16 protein-coding genes and 1 pseudogene are annotated in these 19,024 nt (G+C 62.7%); 13 read left to right on the forward strand and 4 right to left on the reverse strand.

The genetic code is table 11. From position 1 onward, the window contains the following. Positions 1-131: 131 nt before the first annotated feature. The 3 genes from prfB to lysS all read left to right on the forward strand — a co-directional run bounded on the left by prfB (position 132) and on the right by lysS (position 3,501). A protein-coding gene (gene prfB, locus F1735_RS19940; RefSeq protein WP_166885111.1) for a peptide chain release factor 2 occupies positions 132-1,236 on the forward strand; the annotation gives its coding sequence in 2 pieces (ribosomal slippage) (positions 132-212 and positions 214-1,236; 1,104 coding nt in all). A 3-nt stretch (positions 1,237-1,239) separates the two neighbouring features. Further along, positions 1,240-1,905 (forward strand): HAD family hydrolase, encoded by a 666-nt coding sequence (locus F1735_RS19945; protein ID WP_167238568.1) that lies wholly within the window; start codon positions 1,240-1,242, stop codon positions 1,903-1,905. 63 nt (positions 1,906-1,968) lie between these two features. After that, on the forward strand, positions 1,969-3,501 hold the full coding sequence (gene lysS / locus F1735_RS19950) for a lysine--tRNA ligase (protein ID WP_167238569.1): 1,533 nt from the start codon (positions 1,969-1,971) through the stop codon (positions 3,499-3,501). Positions 3,502-3,579: 78 nt separating this feature from the next. Here lysS and F1735_RS19955 read toward each other — a convergent pair whose 3' ends face one another. Next, the gene (locus F1735_RS19955; RefSeq protein ID WP_167238570.1) at positions 3,580-4,140 is read right to left on the reverse strand and encodes a hypothetical protein; all 561 of its coding nucleotides are present in this window, start codon (positions 4,138-4,140) and stop codon (positions 3,580-3,582) included. A 198-nt stretch (positions 4,141-4,338) separates the two neighbouring features. Between F1735_RS19955 and F1735_RS19960 the strand changes: the two genes are divergently transcribed. The 3 genes from F1735_RS19960 (at position 4,339) to F1735_RS19970 (ending at position 7,495) form a co-directional block, all read left to right on the forward strand. Beyond that, a complete protein-coding gene (locus F1735_RS19960) occupies positions 4,339-5,436 on the forward strand; it encodes a catalase family protein (RefSeq protein WP_187364302.1) in 1,098 nt (365 codons plus the stop codon). A 72-nt stretch (positions 5,437-5,508) separates the two neighbouring features. Continuing rightward, on the forward strand, positions 5,509-6,117 hold the full coding sequence (locus F1735_RS19965; protein WP_167221449.1) for a hypothetical protein: 609 nt from the start codon (positions 5,509-5,511) through the stop codon (positions 6,115-6,117). Positions 6,118-6,124: 7 nt separating this feature from the next. Further along, positions 6,125-7,495 (forward strand): Dyp-type peroxidase, encoded by a 1,371-nt coding sequence (locus F1735_RS19970; RefSeq protein ID WP_167238571.1) that lies wholly within the window; start codon positions 6,125-6,127, stop codon positions 7,493-7,495. A 95-nt stretch (positions 7,496-7,590) separates the two neighbouring features. Here F1735_RS19970 and F1735_RS19975 read toward each other — a convergent pair whose 3' ends face one another. Next, positions 7,591-9,168, reverse strand: a complete 1,578-nt coding sequence (locus F1735_RS19975) for an MFS transporter (RefSeq protein WP_373888554.1) — start codon at positions 9,166-9,168, stop codon at positions 7,591-7,593. A 143-nt stretch (positions 9,169-9,311) separates the two neighbouring features. Here F1735_RS19975 and F1735_RS19980 point away from each other — a divergent pair, with 143 nt between their 5' ends. Next, complete coding sequence (locus F1735_RS19980) at positions 9,312-10,208, forward strand: LysR family transcriptional regulator (protein WP_167238573.1); 897 nt, start codon at positions 9,312-9,314, stop codon at positions 10,206-10,208. A 13-nt stretch (positions 10,209-10,221) separates the two neighbouring features. Further along, the gene (locus F1735_RS19985; RefSeq protein ID WP_167238574.1) at positions 10,222-11,211 is read left to right on the forward strand and encodes a hypothetical protein; all 990 of its coding nucleotides are present in this window, start codon (positions 10,222-10,224) and stop codon (positions 11,209-11,211) included. Between the two features lie 42 nt (positions 11,212-11,253). On the opposite strand, the gene F1735_RS19990 is transcribed toward F1735_RS19985, so the two are convergent. Next, complete coding sequence (locus F1735_RS19990; protein ID WP_167238575.1) at positions 11,254-11,688, reverse strand: carboxymuconolactone decarboxylase family protein; 435 nt, start codon at positions 11,686-11,688, stop codon at positions 11,254-11,256. Positions 11,689-11,779: 91 nt separating this feature from the next. Here F1735_RS19990 and sigJ point away from each other — a divergent pair, with 91 nt between their 5' ends. From sigJ to F1735_RS20010, 4 genes and pseudogenes are all read left to right on the forward strand, one after another. Then, entirely contained in the window at positions 11,780-12,649 is an 870-nt protein-coding gene (gene sigJ / locus F1735_RS19995; protein ID WP_167238576.1) for an RNA polymerase sigma factor SigJ, read from the forward strand. A 62-nt stretch (positions 12,650-12,711) separates the two neighbouring features. After that, positions 12,712-12,915, forward strand: a pseudogene (locus tag F1735_RS38270) (AraC family transcriptional regulator N-terminal domain-containing protein); the annotation flags it as partial. A gap of 400 nt (positions 12,916-13,315) precedes the next feature. Then, positions 13,316-13,624, forward strand: a complete 309-nt coding sequence (locus F1735_RS20005) for a putative quinol monooxygenase (protein WP_229505869.1) — start codon at positions 13,316-13,318, stop codon at positions 13,622-13,624. A gap of 53 nt (positions 13,625-13,677) precedes the next feature. Then, entirely contained in the window at positions 13,678-15,768 is a 2,091-nt protein-coding gene (locus tag F1735_RS20010; RefSeq protein WP_167238577.1) for a TonB-dependent receptor, read from the forward strand. 49 nt (positions 15,769-15,817) lie between these two features. On the opposite strand, the gene ppnN is transcribed toward F1735_RS20010, so the two are convergent. Next, positions 15,818-17,188 (reverse strand): nucleotide 5'-monophosphate nucleosidase PpnN, encoded by a 1,371-nt coding sequence (gene ppnN, locus F1735_RS20015; RefSeq protein WP_167238578.1) that lies wholly within the window; start codon positions 17,186-17,188, stop codon positions 15,818-15,820. A gap of 254 nt (positions 17,189-17,442) precedes the next feature. Here ppnN and F1735_RS20020 point away from each other — a divergent pair, with 254 nt between their 5' ends. Next, a complete protein-coding gene (locus F1735_RS20020) occupies positions 17,443-18,981 on the forward strand; it encodes a peptide MFS transporter (protein ID WP_167238579.1) in 1,539 nt (512 codons plus the stop codon). Positions 18,982-19,024 lie beyond the last annotated feature (43 nt).

Genomic DNA, 19,024 nt, shown 5'->3' on the forward strand with positions numbered 1-19,024 from the left:
GGGGAATATGCGCAGCATAATACGCAGCGACGCCGCGCCGATCAAGCAGGGTGCGCGGCGGCGACCGGAAATGTGGCGCGCTGGGGTATAATCGAAGGTTCGATTTAACCAATTCATAGACCGGAAACGCCATGGAAGCCGAACGCATTAACGCCCTCTCCGCCCTGCTCAACGACCTGACGGATCGTGAAGCCGAACTTCGGAGGTATCTTTGACTTCGATAAAAAGTCAGAGAAGCTCGAACAAGTCAACGAAGAACTAGAAGATCCTACCGTCTGGAACGATCCGAAACGCGCCCAGGCTCTCGGTAAAGAGAAGAAGGAGCTCGAAGGCGTCGTCCATACGCTGATCAAGGCGGACGCCGACCTGAAAGACGCGAACGACCTGTTTGCCATGGCGCGCGAAGAAAGCGACGACGACACGCTCGAAGCGGTCATCGTCGACACCGACGCCATCAAGGCCGTGGTCGAAGCCATGGAGTTCCGCCGCATGTTCGGCAATCCGATGGACGCCAACAACTGCTTCATCGACATCCAGGCCGGCGCCGGCGGCACCGAAGCCCAGGACTGGGCCTCGATGCTGCTGCGCCAGTACCTGCGCTATTGCGAACGCAAGGGCTTCAAGGTCGACATCCTGGAGCAGTCCGACGGCGAGGTGGCCGGCATCAAGACCGCCACCCTCAAGGTCGAAGGCGAATACGCCTACGGCCACCTGCGCACCGAAACGGGCGTGCATCGCCTGGTGCGCAAGTCGCCGTTCGACTCGGCCAACGGCCGCCATACGTCGTTTACCAGCCTGTTCGTGTACCCGGAAGTCGATGACTCGATCGAGATCGACGTCAACCCGGCCGACATTCGCGTCGATACCTACCGCGCGTCCGGCGCCGGTGGTCAGCACATTAACAAAACCGACTCCGCGGTCCGCATGACGCACGGCCCGACCGGCATCGTGGTCCAGTGCCAGAACGACCGCAGCCAGCACCGCAACCGCGCCGAAGCGATGGAAATGCTCAAGGCGAAGCTGTACGAGCACGAACTGCGCAAGCGCATGAGCGAACAGCAAAAGCTCGAAGATTCGAAGACCGACGTGGGCTGGGGACACCAGATCCGTTCCTACGTGCTCGATCAGTCGCGCATCAAGGACTTGCGGACCAACTTTGAAACCGGCAACACCAAGGGCGTGCTGGACGGCGACCTGGACGACTTCATTTCGGCCTCACTCAAGCAAGGCGTGTAATCCATGACCGCTACCCGACGCGCTTTCATCTTCGACATGGACGGTACGATCGTCGACAACATGTCCTTTCACACCGACTCCTGGATCGCATTTTTCCAGCGGCGCGGCAAGGACATCGACGCCGACGAGTTTTTCCGCACCACGGCCGGCCGCCAGGGCAAGGAAATCATCCGCGCCCAAATGGGCGAGCACCTCGATGACGACGAGGTGCGGGTCCTGAACGACGAAAAGGAACTGGTCTACCGCGAACTGTACGAGCCGCACCGCAAAACGGTGAGCGGCTTCGACGGGCTGATCGCGCTGGCCAAGGAGCATGACGTGGCGCTGGCCGTGGCCACCGCCGCGCCCAACGCCAACATCGCGTTCACGCTCGACGGCCTGGACCTGCGCCGCCATTTCGACACCGTGGTCGGCGCGGCCGATGTTGCGCGCGGCAAGCCGCATCCGGACGTGTTTTTGCTGGCGGCCGAGCGCTGCGGCGTCGCGCCCGAGCACTGCATCGTGTTCGAAGACGCGCCGCTAGGCGTGGAAGCGGCGCGCCGCGCCGGCATGCGCGCCGTGGTGCTCACCACCACCCTGCCCGCCGGCGCCTTTGCCGAATTCGACAACGTGATCCACATCGCCAACGACTTTTCGGACCTGACGATCGACGAACTGTTTTCGTCCTGATTGTCTCCGTCTCAATAAACAGCTGATCCCACACCTGCAACAACCTCTATAGCGATACCTACCATGACTACGGATACCCAAGACCAAGCACCCGCCCCGGCAGACGAAAACAGGCTGATTGCCGAACGCCGCGCCAAGCTGGCCACGCTGCGCGAAGGCGGCATCGCCTTCCCTAACGATTTCCGTCCGCAGCACAAGGCGGCGAAGCTGGTCGAAGAGTACGCATCGAAGACGCGCGAAGAACTCGAAGCGACCGAGGTACACGTGGTCCTGGCCGGGCGCATGATGCTCAAGCGCGAAGCCGGCAAAAAAGCCGTGTTCGCGACCCTGCAGGATTCGTCCGGCCCGCACGCCGACGGCCGCATCCAGATCTACGTCACGCTCGACAAGACCGGCGAAGCGGCCATGGAAGCGTTGAGCCACTACGACCTGGGCGACATCCTCGGCATCGAAGGCACCCTGTTCAAGACCAAGACCGATGAACTGACGGTCAAGGTAACGACCCTGCGCCTGATCACCAAGTCGCTGCGCCCTTTGCCCGACAAATTCCACGGCCTGTCGGACCAGGAAACCAAATACCGCCAGCGCTATGTGGACCTGATCACCAACGACCAGGCGCGTCGCACCTTCAAGGCGCGCACCGCCGCCATGTCGTCGATCCGCCGCTTCATGGAAAAGAACGACTTCATGGAAGTCGAAACGCCGATGCTGCATGCGATTCCCGGTGGCGCCGCCGCCAAGCCGTTCGTCACCCACCACAACGCGCTCGACATGGAAATGTTCCTGCGCATCGCGCCGGAACTGTACTTGAAGCGCCTCGTGGTCGGCGGATTCGATCGCGTGTTCGAAGTGAACCGCAACTTCCGCAACGAAGGCGTCTCGCCGCGTCACAATCCTGAATTCACGATGATGGAATTCTACGCGGCCTACACCGATTACCAGTGGATCATGGACTTTACCGAAGCGGTGATCCGCCAGGCCGCCATCGACGCCCACGGCACCGCCGAACTGACCTACGGCGGCAAGCCGCTCGACCTGTCCAAGCCGTTCCGCCGCATGACCATCGTCGGCGCGATCAACGCCTACGCGCCGCATTACACCGCGGAGCAGTTGCAGGATGCGCAATTCATCAAGGCCGAACTGTTGAAATTCGGCGTCAAGCCGTTTTCGACCGCTGGCCTCGGCGCGCTGCAACTGGCGCTGTTCGAAGAAACCGCCGAAGCGCAGCTGTGGGAGCCGACCTTCATCGTCGACTACCCGGCCGAAGTATCGCCACTGGCGCGCGCGTCGGACACGGTAGCGGGCATCACCGAGCGTTTCGAGCTGTTCATCGTCGGGCGCGAGCTGGCCAACGGGTTCTCGGAGTTGAACGACTCCGAAGACCAGGCGGCGCGTTTCCTGGCGCAGGTCGAGGCCAAGGATGCCGGCGACGACGAGGCGATGTTCTACGACGCCGACTACATCCGCGCCCTGGAATACGGCATGCCGCCGGCCGGTGGCTGCGGCATCGGCATCGATCGCCTGATCATGCTGATCACCGATTCGCCGAACATCCGTGACGTGATCCTGTTCCCGCACTTGCGCCGCGAAGAGTAAACAACGAAGAGTAAACAACGAAGAGTAAACAACAAAAGCGGGCGCAATGCCCGCTTTTTTAATGGACCGAGGTCGCCATCACAAGGTCCTGGAATACACCAGCGTCCGGGTCTTCACATCGTCGAGGGTTGGCTTGGCCGCGTCGAGTGGCGTTACCTGCAATGTCGCGGCAAGGTAGACATTCACGGTACGATCATTAAACTCGACAATGATAACGGGTTTTCCGACGAACGGTTTCTTGGCGTAGACACGCTCGGGATGGTCGTAAGGAATCTGGCGACCAGTAACTTCCTTATTCAGGTCGATGACGTGGGTCAGCTCAGTGCCGTCGCGTGAGCGCCACTGCATGTCCATCGGCCCTGCGAAGGTGTCGTACGTACCGTACAGGGCGCCCGGCGTGCGGGTGGCATCCGCAGGCGATTTTTCAGGTGCGGCATCGCCTTTACGATCGTACAATTTGTGGGGGGCGCCGCCGTATGTCAGCCGTACGTTACTGACTCCGCCAAAACAAAGCAGGCCCAGGTCGTGAGAAGCGTATGTCAGCACGTTATTGTCCGCGGCCGCACATCCTTGCATCAGTAAGAATCCGGCAAATAATGGTACCAGCGTCTTTTTCGCTAACAAAGCGACAATATTCAATTCATTCTCCTTGTGTTTCCGAAAACATGGACATGGTTTAATCCATGTCCTATTGCAATAATACGCCAAGAGCTTCTGGCTTCGCCTGGCCGCCACCACCATACCCCACCGTTCGAACAAACATTCTATCGAACGCCCCCGCACTATCGGTACACTTCCCGGTTCCATTGCAATATTACAAAAGAGCGAGGAACCCCCATGTCCGCCATTACCTACGTCCCTTACAACGACAACCTGGAACAAAAGCAGGAAAACGAAGACCAGATCATCGACAGCGTGGTTGAATCGATGATGCGCGTGAACACCCGCGTCTTCGACAAGCACCGCCACGCCAAGCGCGATGCGCACGCCAAGTGCCACGGCGTGCTGGTCGGCCACGTGACCGTCTACGACAAGCTGCCCGCGCACCTGGCCCAGGGCATTTTCGCACGTCCCGCCACCTACCCGGTCGTGATCCGCCTGTCCACCGCTCCCGGCGACATCCACAGCGACAAGCTGCCGTCCCCGCGCGGCATGGCGATCAAGCTGCTCGGCGTCGACGGCCCGCAGTTCCTGCCCAAGCGCCAGGACGCCAGGACGCAAGACCTGCTGCTGGTGAACCACCCCGTGATCGCCTTCGGCCACGCCGCCGCCTACCTCAAGACCCAGAAGCTGCTGGAGAAGCACGCGGACGACCCGGACATGGTGCGGCGCATCGTGGCCGCCCTCGCGCGCGGCGGCAGCAAGGCCCTGCACGCACTCGGCATCGACAATCCCGTGGTCGACACGCTCGGCGCACCGAACAACCATATCCTCGGCGAGACCTTCTTCAGCATGGCCGCGGTGCGCTACGGCGACTACGTGGCCAAGCTGTGCGCCGCGCCCCTGTCCGATAATGTGCGCGCCCTCACCGGCCAGCCGCTCGGCGACGACGCCGACGACTCGGCCCTGCGCAACCTGGTGGTCGACTTCTTCAACGGCCAGGGCGCCGAGTACGAACTGCGCGCGCAGCTCCTCACCGACATCGAAAAAATGCCGGTCGAAGACGCCTCGGTCGAGTGGCCGCAGGAAGACTCGCCATACCAGCCGGTGGCCAAGCTCACCATCCCGCCGCAGCAGGCATACAGCCCGGCGCGCCGCGTGTACGCCGACGACGTGTTGTCGTTCAACCCGTGGCACTGCATCGAGGCGCACCGCCCGATGGGCTCCATCATGCGCGCCCGTATCAAGGCGTATGAAGCGTCCTCCAGGTTCCGGCACGAGATGAACGCGCAGCCGCGCATCGAGATCGACAGCATCGGCCAGGTACCAGCTTAAGTAGTCCGTAGTCCCGTAGTCCCGTAGTCCCGTAGTCAGCATTACCCTTTTTTCAAGACCCAAGGAGCAATCATGAGCGACACCACCCCACAAAACAAATCCTCTACCGACCTCGCGGACATCAAGCGCAAAGTCCAGGAGGTCCTGGGAGACGCCCCCGACCTGCTCAAACTCGCGCTCGAGAACATGTTGCGCGAGCAGGACCCCAACACCGAAGGCCACGCGGGATCGGCCGGCCGCATCGGCCGCCAGTCCGGCAAGATCTCCGAACTGACCGCCATGGCCGACCTCAAGCCGGGCGGCGCCGAGCGCCTGCGCCGCATCTTCAAGCTGGTCAACGGTAACTTCAACGGCGCGCAAAAGGTCTCGACCCTGCACGACATGCGCTTCGTCTTTTTCGAAAACGATACCAAGATCCTGTTCGCCACCACCTATGACGGCGACTGGGACACCTACATCGAAGACTTCGCGACCAAGATTCCCGATCTGATGGATTTGCTGTTTTCATCGGTCGAAGGCTGGCCCGGCATCACCGATCCGGGCGTGAAAGACTTCATCGCCGGCAAACAGATCACCGCCGACGGCTGGTACGTCGCCAATCCGAATCTGTCGGTGGTCGAAACGCGCCGCCTGCAAAAACAGAACGACGCGCTCCAGGAATTCCTGGACAAGATTGCTTGAGGTTCCCATGACGATTATCGACACCCTCAAGAACCTGGTCCATTCCTCGCCAACGCTGGAACTGGACGACATCCAGGCCACCATCCTGTTCAAGCGTCCCGACCCGTACTACGGCACCCACGTGCTGCTCAAGATCGACGAGGCGGCGGGCGGCCGCGCACTGCTTTCGCGCCTGGCCCCGCATGTGCGCAGCGCCGCCGATGCGCGCACCAACACCACCGCCTGGATCGCCGTGGCCTTGAGTCACGCCGGCCTGGTGGCGCTGGACATCCCCGAAGATTCGCTGGCCAGTTTTCCGGCCGCCTTCCGCGCCGGCATGGCGGCGCGCGCCGACCGCCTGCAAGACATCGGCGCCAGCGCCCCGGCCAACTGGGAAGCGCCTTACGGCAGCGGCGACGTGCATGTGACGGTGTCGATCTTCGCGCCGGACGAAGCATCGTGGAAGCACGCGCTGGCCACCGCCAAGAACGAATTCGAGAATGTCCAGGGCGTCACGCTGCTCGGCATGCACGACTTCGGCGCGCAGCCGGACAGCCTCAATCCCTTTGGCTACCGCGACAACATCAGCAACCCGGCCATCGACGGCGGCATTGAAGACCTGCTGCCGGGCCAGGGCGACGCCATCAAGGCGGGCGAGCTGATTCTCGGCTATCCGGGCGAATCGGGCGTGCCGATGGCGATGCCGCAGCCCGACGCCTTGGGACGCAACGGCAGCTTTGTGGTGATCCGCAAGTACCAGGCCGACGCCGCCGCGTTCAACCGCTTTTTGCGCGATAACGCCGACGACGAAGCCGGCCAGGAACTGCTGGCGGCCAAGCTGGTGGGCCGCTGGCGCAGCGGTGCGCCGCTCACGCTGGCGCCGGAAAAAGACGATGCGGCGCTGGGCGCCGACCCGAAGCGCAACAACGACTTCACCTACAAGGATGACCAGGCCGGCCTGCAGGCGCCGCACGGTTGCCACATGCGCCGCATGAACCCGCGCGACAGCAAGCTGGCGGTGCTGACCGACGTGAACATCCACCGCATCATCCGCCGCAGCACCACCTTCGGTGCGCCCTGGCGCGCGGACCTGCTGGAAGACGACGGCCAGGAACGCGGCCTGTTCTTCATCGGGATCAGCGCCAAGGCGCCGGAGACGGTGGAGTTCATGCAGGCCGAGTGGGTCGACCACGGGAACTTCATGGACCTGGGCAAGGAGCGCGATCCGATCCTCGGCCAGCAGGACGAGGACGGCACCTTCACCATCCAGAAACGCCCGGTGCGCCAGCGCATCCACGGCATCCAGACCTTTTGCACGGTGCGCGGCGGGGAATACCTGTTCATGCCGAGCCTGACGGCGCTGCGCTGGCTGGCGGGCGAAGGACGCGATCCGGCGTAAGCGTCTGGCGGCCGGTAGCTCATCGCATCGGCTGCCGCTTGTACTTCACTGCGACGTCAGTCTGGCTCGATGACTGTCGCAGCGCTTTGGCCCGGTTACTCCAGGCGCGACCGGCCGCGATGTTCATCAAAGCGGGGGCCGGGGACATCCTTGCCTGCCACCGCTGCCGGTTCGCGGCCGAGCAAGCAGAACACCGCCAGCGCCGCGAGAATGGTGATCGCGATCAGGATGTAGAGAAGGTTCTGAAAAGCCTGGGCGTAGCCCTGGCTCAGTGCAGCCCTGCTGATTTCAGGGAGCACCTTCGCGGCAGCGCCAAGATCGCCAGTGGCCAGGCGCGCCGCACTTGCCATGATGCGCGCCGATACCTGCTCGTTTGCGTCGGGAAGAACACCATGGAGTGCCGCTTGCGACAGGGCGCTCAGGATTGCGCCGACGATGGCAAGGGCAATCCCTTCGCCCGCCACGCGCGTCGTGTTGAAGATGCCCGCTGCCATGCCGGCGCGCTCTTTCGGCACGAGACTGATGGAAAGTCCATCCATGAGCCCCCAAGGCAGCCCGGTTCCGAAACCGATCAGCAGCATCGGCATCACCAAGGCGTAGCTCGACGCACCAAGGCCGACGCGGCTGAACATGAGCAGTCCCGCTGCCGCGATCAGGAGGCCCACACCCGAGACGATCCCCGCCGATACCCGGCGCACCAGCCATGCGGCCAAAGCCGGGACGACGAGCATGGGACTTGAGAGAGCCAGCATCAGCACGCCCGCATCGATTTCATTGAACCCTTCAATGCCGATGAAACGAAGCGGTAGCAGTATGAGCAAGACGACATAGCAGTAACAGCTTGCGATGGGCAAGACCTGAACCCCCACAAAACGCGAACAGCGGAACAGGGATAGGTCCAACATCGGACGCGCGATACGGGTTTCGATCACGACAAAGGCAATGAGCAGCGTGGCCGCGCCAGAGAGCAATCCGCTCACCAGAGGACTCGACCAGCCGCTTTCAGGCGCTTGAATAATGCCAAAAGTAAATAGACTGAGAGCGCCGGTGAATGTCAGCGTGCCCGGCCAGTCCAGACCGGCCGAGTTCGGATCGCGGGACTCGCGCATGCGAGGGACACCGAACACCAGCGCCAATAAAGCGGTCATTGCGGTAGCCACGAAGATGGAGCGCCAGCCGAAGGTGTCGGTCAGGTAGCCGGCCATGAGCGGGCCAAACGCCAAGCCAATACCGAACGTCGTTCCCAGCATGCTGTAGGCGCGGGTTCGCGCATGACCTTCGAATTCCTGGGCAAGCGATGCCGCACCGCCAGCCATGGTGGCGGCAGCGACACCCTGCAAGGCCCGTAGCAGGTCCAGGACCAGGACATCAGGGGCGAAACTCAGGGCCAGCGACACCACGGTCAACAGCCCCACGCCAATGGTAAACACCCTCTTTCGGCCATATTCGTCAGCCAGTGCGCCCGAGGCCATTTGCAAGCCACCGAAGGGCAGCATGAAGGCGTTCGTAATCGAGTTCAGCGCAACCGGATCGCCGCCCAGGTCGCGGCCGATGGCGGGGGTCGCGACTGCGCCGCCGGAAAAGCTCAGCGGCAGAGTCAGCGCCGCCAGGCAAACGGCCGCCAGAATCACGCTCCGGTCCCCCGCGCAGTTTGTGCTCGTCTTACTCATCATCATCCTTAGTCGAAGTGAAGACCGACGCGGAAGTGTCGACCTCCGGACTCGGTCCAAGATCGATGACTGCACTGCGGAACAGATTACTGATAAACAGGCTGGAATTCCTTTTATAAGGGAGAAAAACGCTCTAATATAGCAAGATGGAAAGTTTAACCGGCATCATCTCCTTCGTACGAACGGCAGAAACCTTGAGCTTTGTCGCCGCCGGGCGAGCGCTGGGGGTGTCGGCGTCGGCGGTCGGCAAAAACGTCGCGGCGCTCGAGCAAGCGTTGGGCGTGCGCCTGTTGCATCGAAGTACGCGTGTAGTCAAGCTGACTGTTGAGGGCACTCTTTTCTACGAGCGCTGCCGTCGAATCCTGGATGACTTGCACGATGCCAAGGACATGCTGTCGCACGCCGCGCAGACGCCGCGCGGCAAACTGCGTGCAAGCCTTCCAACGATCGGGTACCGCTTCCTGATGCCATTCCTGCCGGCGTTTTCGCTTCGCTATCCTGACATCGAGATTGAGCTCGATTTCAGCGACCGGCTCGTCGATATCATCGAAAAGGGATTTGATGTCGTGATTCGCAGTGGAGAATTGCCGGATTCCCGTTTGATATCCCGTCAGCTTGGCCCGTTTCGCTTCGTGCTGTGCGCCGCCCCAGCTTATCTTGCGGAAAACGGCGTGCCGCAATCGCCGGAGGATTTGGAGCGCCACCAGTGCATTCGCTTCCGTTACCCGACAACCGGGAAAGTAGAAGAATGGTCCTTGAGCAGAGATGGGGTCAAGCTGGACATCGGCGTACCGAACAGGCTGATTTGCAACAACATGGAAGCGGTGCATGCCGCAGTGCTCAGCGGATATGGCATCGCTTACATGCCGGATTTTCTCGCGGCCGAGGCGATCAAACATCGCACGCTCCTGACGCTCCTGGATGATTTCATCGTCGCGGGAGGACAATTCTGGGCTGTATGGCCATCGAGCCGTCATCTCTCGCCCAGGGTCAGGGCCTTTGTCGATTATCTCGGCGAGATGATGGGGCCAGCCGAAGACTGACCCGGCCATCGATATGGCCCAACGCCCCAAGGTAGTGGCATTTCCGCCTGAAAACTGTATGCTGTGGAGCAAGAACCTGTCCTTGATCTTCATGAAAGCCACAATGTCAGCCTACGCCAATCAGTTCTCTGTCCGTTTCTTCCCTCAGCCGTCCGCCGGCCTGAGCCGTCTGCTTGTGCTGGGCTCCCTGTTCTGCTGTGGCATGGCGGGCGCGTCCCAGGACGACGCATTTCCCGAAGCCCAGCTGCAGCTCGAACGCACCGCCAAGTTGAGCCTGATGGTTGCACGTGGATATTCCGACGGATTTGCGCAATTGCGCGAAAACCGGACAGCCTTGACCACTGCCATGGCAGCGCTGGCGCAAACCAGGTTCGAACACTGCGCAAGCCATGTGCCGGACCCGGAAACGGCCCGGAAACTGGCTGCCGTCGCCGCGAAATTGCCGGCCCTGGCGGCGGCCACAGACACGTTGCTCGGCAATCAGGAGAGCCTCATGCGCATGCGCGCCGCGACCAAGGCAATCACCGGTGGGGCGCCGCGTTTGAACGAACTACTGCTGCAGCTCAATCTACTTCAAGCCGAATCGGGCGCGCGCGATCTCAGGATGTTGGGCAGCGCCCGCTTGCTGTACAAAAGCGAACGCCTGGCCGGCTATGCAGCCCGCTATGCCCACGACGACATCATCGATCCGGTAGTCGCTTTCGTCATCGACACGGACAAGGCGAAAATCCTGTCCGCCATACAGGACCTGGAAAACGGCTCCAAGATCGCCGGGATCGTACCGGCGTCGCGTTTGGAAAAAGCCAAATTGGAAGAAATTACGGCCAGTTTCGCTGCGACAGCCAATGCGCTCGATGCCCTCAAGCCCTTGCTGCTTCCGATCGCCAACTTCAGGAACGCTACCTATGACGCAATCGATGCGGCAGAAGAGATGGGTAAAGCCTTGCGCAGCGTGCGCAGCGATATGCAGGCCCGCACTATCTGTGCGGCGCCACCTCGGTAAGCATGCCTTGCCACGCGCTCCGATGGCGGCGCACGGATTGCCCTATTCCGGCATCTTGCCGAACCCCACCGCCAGCCGGTTCCAGCCGTTGATGGTTGAAATGAGCAAGGTCAGGTCGACCATCTCTTCGGCGCTGAACTGCGCCGCCAGTTCTGCGTAACTCTCGCCGGTGTCGGGTTGCTGCGCCAGGCGCGTCATGGTTTCGGTCCATGCCAGCGCGGCCCGTTCGCGCGCCGTAAAGAACGGCGTCTCGCGCCATACCGACACCGCATGCAGGCGCCGTGCGGTGTCGCCGCCCTTGGCCGCATCGGTCGCGTGCATGTCCACGCAAAACGCGCAGCCGTTGATCTGCGAACTGCGCAGGCGCACCAGTTCGGCCAGCGGCTTGTCGATGCGCGAGGTGGCGATATACTGCTCAAGCGCCCTCCAGGCCTTGACGGCGTTCGGCGAGGCGGTCATAAAATTGATGCGTTCCATGCTGATTCCTTTTTGGTGAGATTGATTGTCCGGCCTTACAATCATTAGACGAACCTGTCGCAACGTTTGTGACAGCCTGCCCCAAAAAAGAATGAACGACATCTTCACCACCCAGTTTCACCAGGTCCGTCCACGCCTGTTCGGCATCGCCTACCGCATGCTCGGCTCGCGCGCCGACGCCGACGACGCCGTGCAGGACGCGTGGCTGCGCTGGAACGCCAGCGACATCCGCGCCACCCTGGCCAGCAGCGACGCCTGGCTGGTCACCGTCGTCACGCGCCTGTGCATCGACCGCCTGCGCAGCGCCATGCTCGATCGCGAAGCCTACATCGGCCCGTGGCTGGCCGAACCGATCGTCACCCGCGCCGCCGACCTGCCCGAGTCGCGCCTGGAACTGGCCGGCGACATCTCGATGGCCTTCATGCTCATGCTCGAACGCCTCGGCCCCGAAGAACGCGCGGTGTTCCTGCTGCACGAGGTATTCGACTGCGACTACGCCGGCATCGCCAGCGCCGTGGGCAAGACCGAAGCGGCCTGCCGCCAGTTGCTGCACCGCGCGCGCGAGCGGGTGCGCGCCGACAAGCCGCGGTTTTCGGTCAGCGCCGAAACGCATATGGCCTTGCTGGAACGCTTCGTCAGGGCCGCGCAAGGCGGCGAGCGCGCGCAACTGGCGCAGCTGTTCGCGCCGGACGCCACCTTCCGCGCCGACGGCGGCGGCAAGGTCTCGGCCACCATCAACGTGGTGCGCGGGGCCGACAAGATCGCCCGCTTCTACGAAAGCATGGCGCGCAAGTACGGCGCCACGACAACGTTCGAGCATGCCACCATCAATGGCCAGCCTGGCCTGCTGCGCCTGGTCGACGGCAAGCTCGATTCGACCATGTCGTTCGAGATGGACGACGGCAAAATCGGCGCCATCTACGTGGTGCGCAATCCCGACAAACTGGTGCGCGCAGCGTGAATACCGAGGCCGTTTCAACGAGCTGCCTCGTGCTGGGCGCCGAAACACGCTGCGAAGGCACCGTGGTCGAGGCCAGCGCCGGCCGGCCCTACCTCGCGATCCACATGGACCTGGCGCCGGACCTGCTGGTCAAGACCTTCGTCGCGCTGGCCGACGCCGCTCCCGCCCCGCACCCGCAGGCGAGCCCGAACTACGTCGCGCCAGTCGGCGAGCGCGTGCTCGACGCGTTCACGCGGCTGCTGCCGGCGACCGACCACGCCATCGACCGCGCCACCATCGCCCCGCTCATCGTCGAAGAAATCATCGTGCGCCTGCTCAGGTCCGTGGCGGCAAGCGCCATCCGCGACGCCGCCATCAAGCGTTCGGCCGCCCGCATCCACCAGGCGATGCAGTTGATACAACAGCACTTCCGCCGTCCGCTGGACATTGCCGAACTGGCCGGCGCGGTAGCGATGAGCCCCTCGCACTTCGCCCACACCTTCCGCGAGGTGGCCGGGCTGGCGCCGATGCATTTTTTGCGCAACACGCGCCTCGACGCGGCGCGCGCTGCTGCTGCTGGCCGGCGGCAGGCGTGCCGGCGAAGTGGCCGCCCTGACAGGCTTCGACAGCGCGGCGCGCGAGCGCCTATCGTATGCACACGGCCGGACTGCGGCCGCACCCCCCACTATGCAAAGCGACGCAACCATGACCGGCACCACCTTTATCATCACCTTCAGCACCCGGCCCGAGGCGGCGTCGGACTTGCGCGCGATCCTCAACGGCGTCAAGCGCGACCTGCCCAGCGTTGCCGGCTGCCGTGGCGTACACATCTTTTGCGCCAGCGACGACCAAGCCGTGTTCACGCTGGTCGAGCAATGGGACAGCGAACAGGCCCACAAGGCGCACATCGGGACCCTGACCGCCTCCGGCGGATGGGACGCGGTTGCCGCCTGCTTGCGCGAGCCGCCGTCGGGCCGCTACGCCAGCGAACTATGACGATGCGATCCAACATCGCCCCGTTGACCGCGCAGAAACGTTAAAATGTCGTCATGTATTTCGATCTAGCCTCCCTGCCCAGGACAACCTTCTGCCTGATCCTGTTCGGGTTCGTCGCGCTGCCGGCGCAAGCGCGCGCCGAAGAACCGGAGGTGGCGACGGTGACCGTCACGGGCAAGAAGGCGCCGGTCGTCAAAAAGCTCGACAAGACCGTGTATGACGTGTCCAGCATGCCGAGGGCGGCCAACGGCAGCGCCCAGGACGTGCTGCAGTCGACACCCGAGATCGCGGTGACGGCCGACGGCCAGATCTCGGTCAAGGGCAACGCCAGGGTCACGGTGCTGGTGGACGGCAAGCCGACGGCGATGATGTCGGGCGATGAGCGGGCGGTGGCGCTGCAGACCATGAGCGGCGCCGACATCGCCAGCATCGAAGTGATCACCAATCCCTCCGCCGCCTACAACGCCAACGGCGGCGCGATCCTCAATATCGTCTTGAAGCGAAACCGCAAGCCGGGTGTACACGCGCAGCTGCAGGCCAGCGCCGCCGACCATGGCTTGTGGAATGTGAGCACGTCGGGCGACCTGACCAAAAAACAGCTCAGCGTCCACGGCAACCTGGCGTACCGGCGCGACGGCACGCAAAAATTCCGGCAGTCGGCAGTCGACTGGAATAATCCCCTCAGCGGCCAAACCGGAGCGACGCTGCAAACGTCCGAGGTCTTCGTGCGGCGCAAAGTCCACAGCGCGGCGCTGGGCGTCGATTACGCCCTCAGCGACACCGATACCCTGGCCCTGTCGGCGACATACAAGGAGCGCGCCTCGCGGCCCCTGCTCGACACGCTCAACGTGGCGCGCGACGGCGCCGGCCAGCGCATCTATCACCGCATCTCCTACGGCCCCAACGAGCAGGCCGACGACAGCGCCAGCCTCAGTTACAGCCGCCAGGACAAAGGCAGCGCGCTCAAGGCCATGCTCCAGCGCAGCACGACAACAGGGCTGATCGACAAGTCGTACAGCGACGTCGTGCTCGAACCGGCGCGCGCCACCGGCTACAGTCGCGGCGCCACCAGGTCGGCGCGCCACCTCAACCAGGCCACCCTCGACTGGACCCGCGCCAGCGCGCACGGCCAGTGGGGCATGGGCGTCGATCTCCAGGACGAGGTCAACGACCTCGATAACTATCAGGCCGCCGTCGATCGTTCGACGGGGGCCGAGACGCCCGATCCGGCAACCACCAACGGCTATGCCGTGGCGACGACCTTGAGCGCCATCTATCTGACCGACCAGCTGCGGCGGGGGAACTGGGAAGCGCTGCTGGGCGGACGCCTCGAGCGCATGGCGCTGCGGGTCGGCCCGGCCCAGGGCCTGGTGCAACGAAGCCGTTGGCAGGCCTTCAATCCCAGCCTGCACCTCAAATACGCGGCCAGCGACAAGACCGACCTGACGTTGAATTACCGGCGCAGCCTGCAACGGCCCGACCCGCGCGACCTCAATCCCTTCAGCACCTACGTCGATGCGCAAAACCTCAGCCGCGGCAATCCCGGCCTCGCACCGCAGCGCCTCAATTCATGGGAGATCGGCGCCAGCACCGAGGCGGCGCAGTGGAGCGCCAGCGTCGATGCCTTCCACCGCACCAGCGGCGATACGGTGGCCGATGCGCGCAGTTTTGCCGACAATGTGCTGGTGACGTCGAAACAGAATGGTGGACAGGCGCGTTCGACCGGCGTCACCGGCTCGCTCGCTTGGACGCCCGATGCGACGCTGCGCTTGGGCGTGGACGGCGGCGTCTATCGCGTGGCCTTGTCGACGCCCGATCTGCGTGGCGCGGTGCGCCAGGACGATATCGCGGGCTATGTGAACTTGCGCGCCGCCTACAGCGCCGGGGTGGACGACGTGGCGCTCGACGTACACGGCCAGTCGGCCGCCATCACCCCGCTCGGCCGGCAGGGATCGACCAGCAGCGTACACCTGAGCTGGAAGCGCCAGTTGAGCAAAACGCTCAGCTTGACCGTCAGCGCCAGCGATATTTTCGATGGCAGCAAGCGCAGCTACCGCACCGACGCCGGCACCTTCCGCCAGGCTGGCTTCGATCATTTCGTCGCGCGCCGCATTGCTGTCGGCTTTGGCAAAAAGCTCGACTAACGCTCACGATGGAACGACGGTGCGCGCCGGCCGGCGCGCAGCATGCGGCTTACGTAATGACGCGATAGCAAGGCGTGTACGCCTTGCCCGGCAACTTCATCCGGCTCTGCGCCACGAATGACGCCAGCAACGCATCCATCGGCCCCATGATGGCGGCGTCGCCGTGGATTTCGAAGTGGCCGAATTTTTCGATCGCGCGAATGCCTTCATCCTTGACGTTACCAGCCACCACGCCCGAAAACGCGCGCCGCAGGTTGGCCGCCAGCAGGTGCTTTTCCTGGTTCTTGTGCAGCGACAGGTTGCGCATGTTTTCGTGCGTCGGCCGGAACGGGCGCTGGAACTCCTCGTCGATCTTGAGCAGCCAGTTGAAATAATAGGCATCGCTGCGCGACTTGCGGAATTCGCGCACCTGGCGGATCCCCAGCTGCATCTCCTTGGCCACCATTTCCGGATCGTCGATGATGATCTTGTAGCGCTTCTGCGCTTCCTCGCCCAGTGTATCGGCGATGAACTGGTTAATCTGGATGAAGTAGTCGCGCGCCGTTTCCGGACCGGTGAAAATGAGCGGATACGGCATGTCGGCGTTATCCGGATGGAGCAGGATGCCGAGGATGTACAAGATCTCTTCGGCGGTGCCGGCGCCGCCCGGGAACACGATGATCCCGTGCCCGGTGCGGACAAACGCTTCCAGCCGCTTTTCGATATCGGGCATGATCACCAGGTCGTTGACGATCGGGTTCGGCGACTCGGCCGCGATAATGCCCGGTTCCGAAATGCCCAGGTAACGCCCGCCCGCCAGGCGCTGCTTGGCGTGCCCGATGGTGGCGCCCTTCATCGGCCCTTTCATCGCGCCCGGGCCGCAGCCGGTGCAGATGTCGAGGTCGCGCAATCCCATCTGGTAGCCGACTTCCTTCGAATAGTTGTATTCGATCCGGTTGATCGAGTGCCCGCCCCAGCACACCACCAGGTTCGGATTGCGCTGTGGTTGCAGCACATTGGCGTTGCGCAGGATATGGAACACCGAATCGGTAATCCCTTCCGTGCGCGACATGTCGAACTTGGGATTGTCGGTCACTTCACTGCTGATGAAGATAATATCGCGCAGTACCGCGAACAGGTGCTCGTGGATCCCCTTGATCATTTTGCCATCGACGAACGCGATCGCCGGGGCGCCCTTGATCTCCAGCTTGATGCCGCGCTCGCGCTGTACGATGCTGATTTCAAAGGATCTATATCGTTCCAACAGCTCTTTCCCATCGTCGATGGTGCTGCCGCAGTTGAGCACCGCCAGCGCGCAATTGCGGAAGATTTGATACAGGCCGCCCTGGCTGGTGTCGAGCAGTTTGAAGACTTCGGCTTTCGACAGCACTTCGAGCTGGCCTTCTGGCGAAATCAGGGTATCGACAACGTCGTGTTCCATAGTACAAATCCTTTTCGATTCGGTGTAACAAACAAGCCTGCCACGCCAATATACGACAACTCGCCGCTCTTGGGGGACACAACTGCGGCTGTGCCTGCGCGGCCTGGTTTCTTGCCTTAATTAGCACATCCGGCAAAAATTCGCTGAGCATAGTCGATTTACATTAAAATGCGACCCTATTGGAAAACCGGGGTCACGAGCCGCGGTCGGCCATATGATTTATCCAACCATAACCATAATTCAGGAGAAACCGCATGAGCGGTGCCGCTACCCCACCCAACCAGGAAGTCGTAATCCCGGAATTCAAGCAGATCTTCGGTCATCCGAGTCCGCTCTGGATGTTGTTCATGACCGAATTTTGGGAACGTTTTGCGTTCTACGGTATTCGCTGGGCGCTCGTGCTATATATAGTCACGCAGTTCTACGGCGGCGACGCCAGCGGCCAGCAGGCGGCCAACCTGACCTATGGTTCCTACCTCGCGCTGGTATATGCCGGCGCCGTCTTCGGCGGCTATGTGGCCGACAAAGTCATCGGCTACCAGCGCTCGATCCTGATCGGCGCCGCCTTCATGGCCGCCGGCCTGTTCGCCATCACCTTGCCGAATGAAGATATCTTCAAGCTGGGCCTGGCCACCATCATCGTCGGCAACGGCCTGTTCAAACCGAACATCTCGACCATGGTCGGCAAGCTCTATACGCTGGATGACCCGCGCCGCGATCCCGGCTTCACCATTTTCTACATGGGCATCAACGCCGGCGCTTTCCTGGCTCCGATCTTTACCCAGATCCTGGCCCAGAAAGTGTTCAACACCGGCGACATCCCGGCCTACAAGGTCGTGTTCTTCGCTTCCGGTATCGGCATGGTCATCAGCCTGGTCTGGTTCTTCTTCGGCCGCGCCGCCCTCAAGGGCATCGGCGCGCCGCCGGCGGAGGACAACAGCCCGAAACGCATGCTCATGGTGGTCGGCGGCGCGCTGCTGGCCATTCCCGTCATGTTCTTCCTGCTCAAGGCCGGCGCCAACAAGCTGCAGGTCGGCCTGACCATCCTGTTCGTGATCCTGGCCGGCATGCTGATCGCCGAAGGCATCCGCGACGGCAAAGTTGCGCGCGACAAGACCTTTGCGATGATGATCATCTTCGCCTTCAATATCCTGTTCTGGATGTTCTTCGAACAGGCCGGCAGCTCGTTCACCTTCCTGGCCGAGAGCATCGTCGACCGCAAGGGCGCGCTCTCGTTCGTCACCGCGCCGTTCGGCATGACAGAATTCCCGACCGCCTGGTTCCAGAGCGTGAACTCGGTCGCCATCATCGCCTGCGCTCCGCTGATGGCGTGGATGTGGGTCGCCCTGGGCAAGGTTGAAGTCAACCCATCGATTCCGCGCAAATTCGGCCTCGGGATCATCTTCAACGGCCTCGCCTTCGGCCTGCTGATGTACGCACTGACCGAACTGGTCGATCCGACCTACGGCAAGATCCCGTTCTGGACCCTGTTCGCGGTCTACTGGGTGCAGTCGATCGGTGAGCTGTGCCTGTCCCCGATTGGCCTCTCGATGGTCACCAAGCTCGCCCCTACCCGCCTGGTTGGCCTGGGCATGGGCGGCTGGTTCCTCTCGACCGGCATCGGCAATAACCTGTCCGGCATTTTCGCCAGCCATGTCAGCGGCGAAGCGGGCATGTCGATCAAGTCGGCGCTGTCCGGCTACACCCAGGGTTTCATGTGGCTGATGATCGGCGGCGTGCTGCTGTTCCTGCTCGCACCATTGATCCAGAAGCTGATGCACGGCGTGAAGTAAGTACGCCAGCGCCATGAACAACGGCGGCCCGCGGGCCGCCGTT

Source organism: Massilia genomosp. 1 (assembly GCF_011682185.1).
Lineage (GTDB): Bacteria > Pseudomonadota > Gammaproteobacteria > Burkholderiales > Burkholderiaceae_D > Telluria_A > Telluria_A rubra.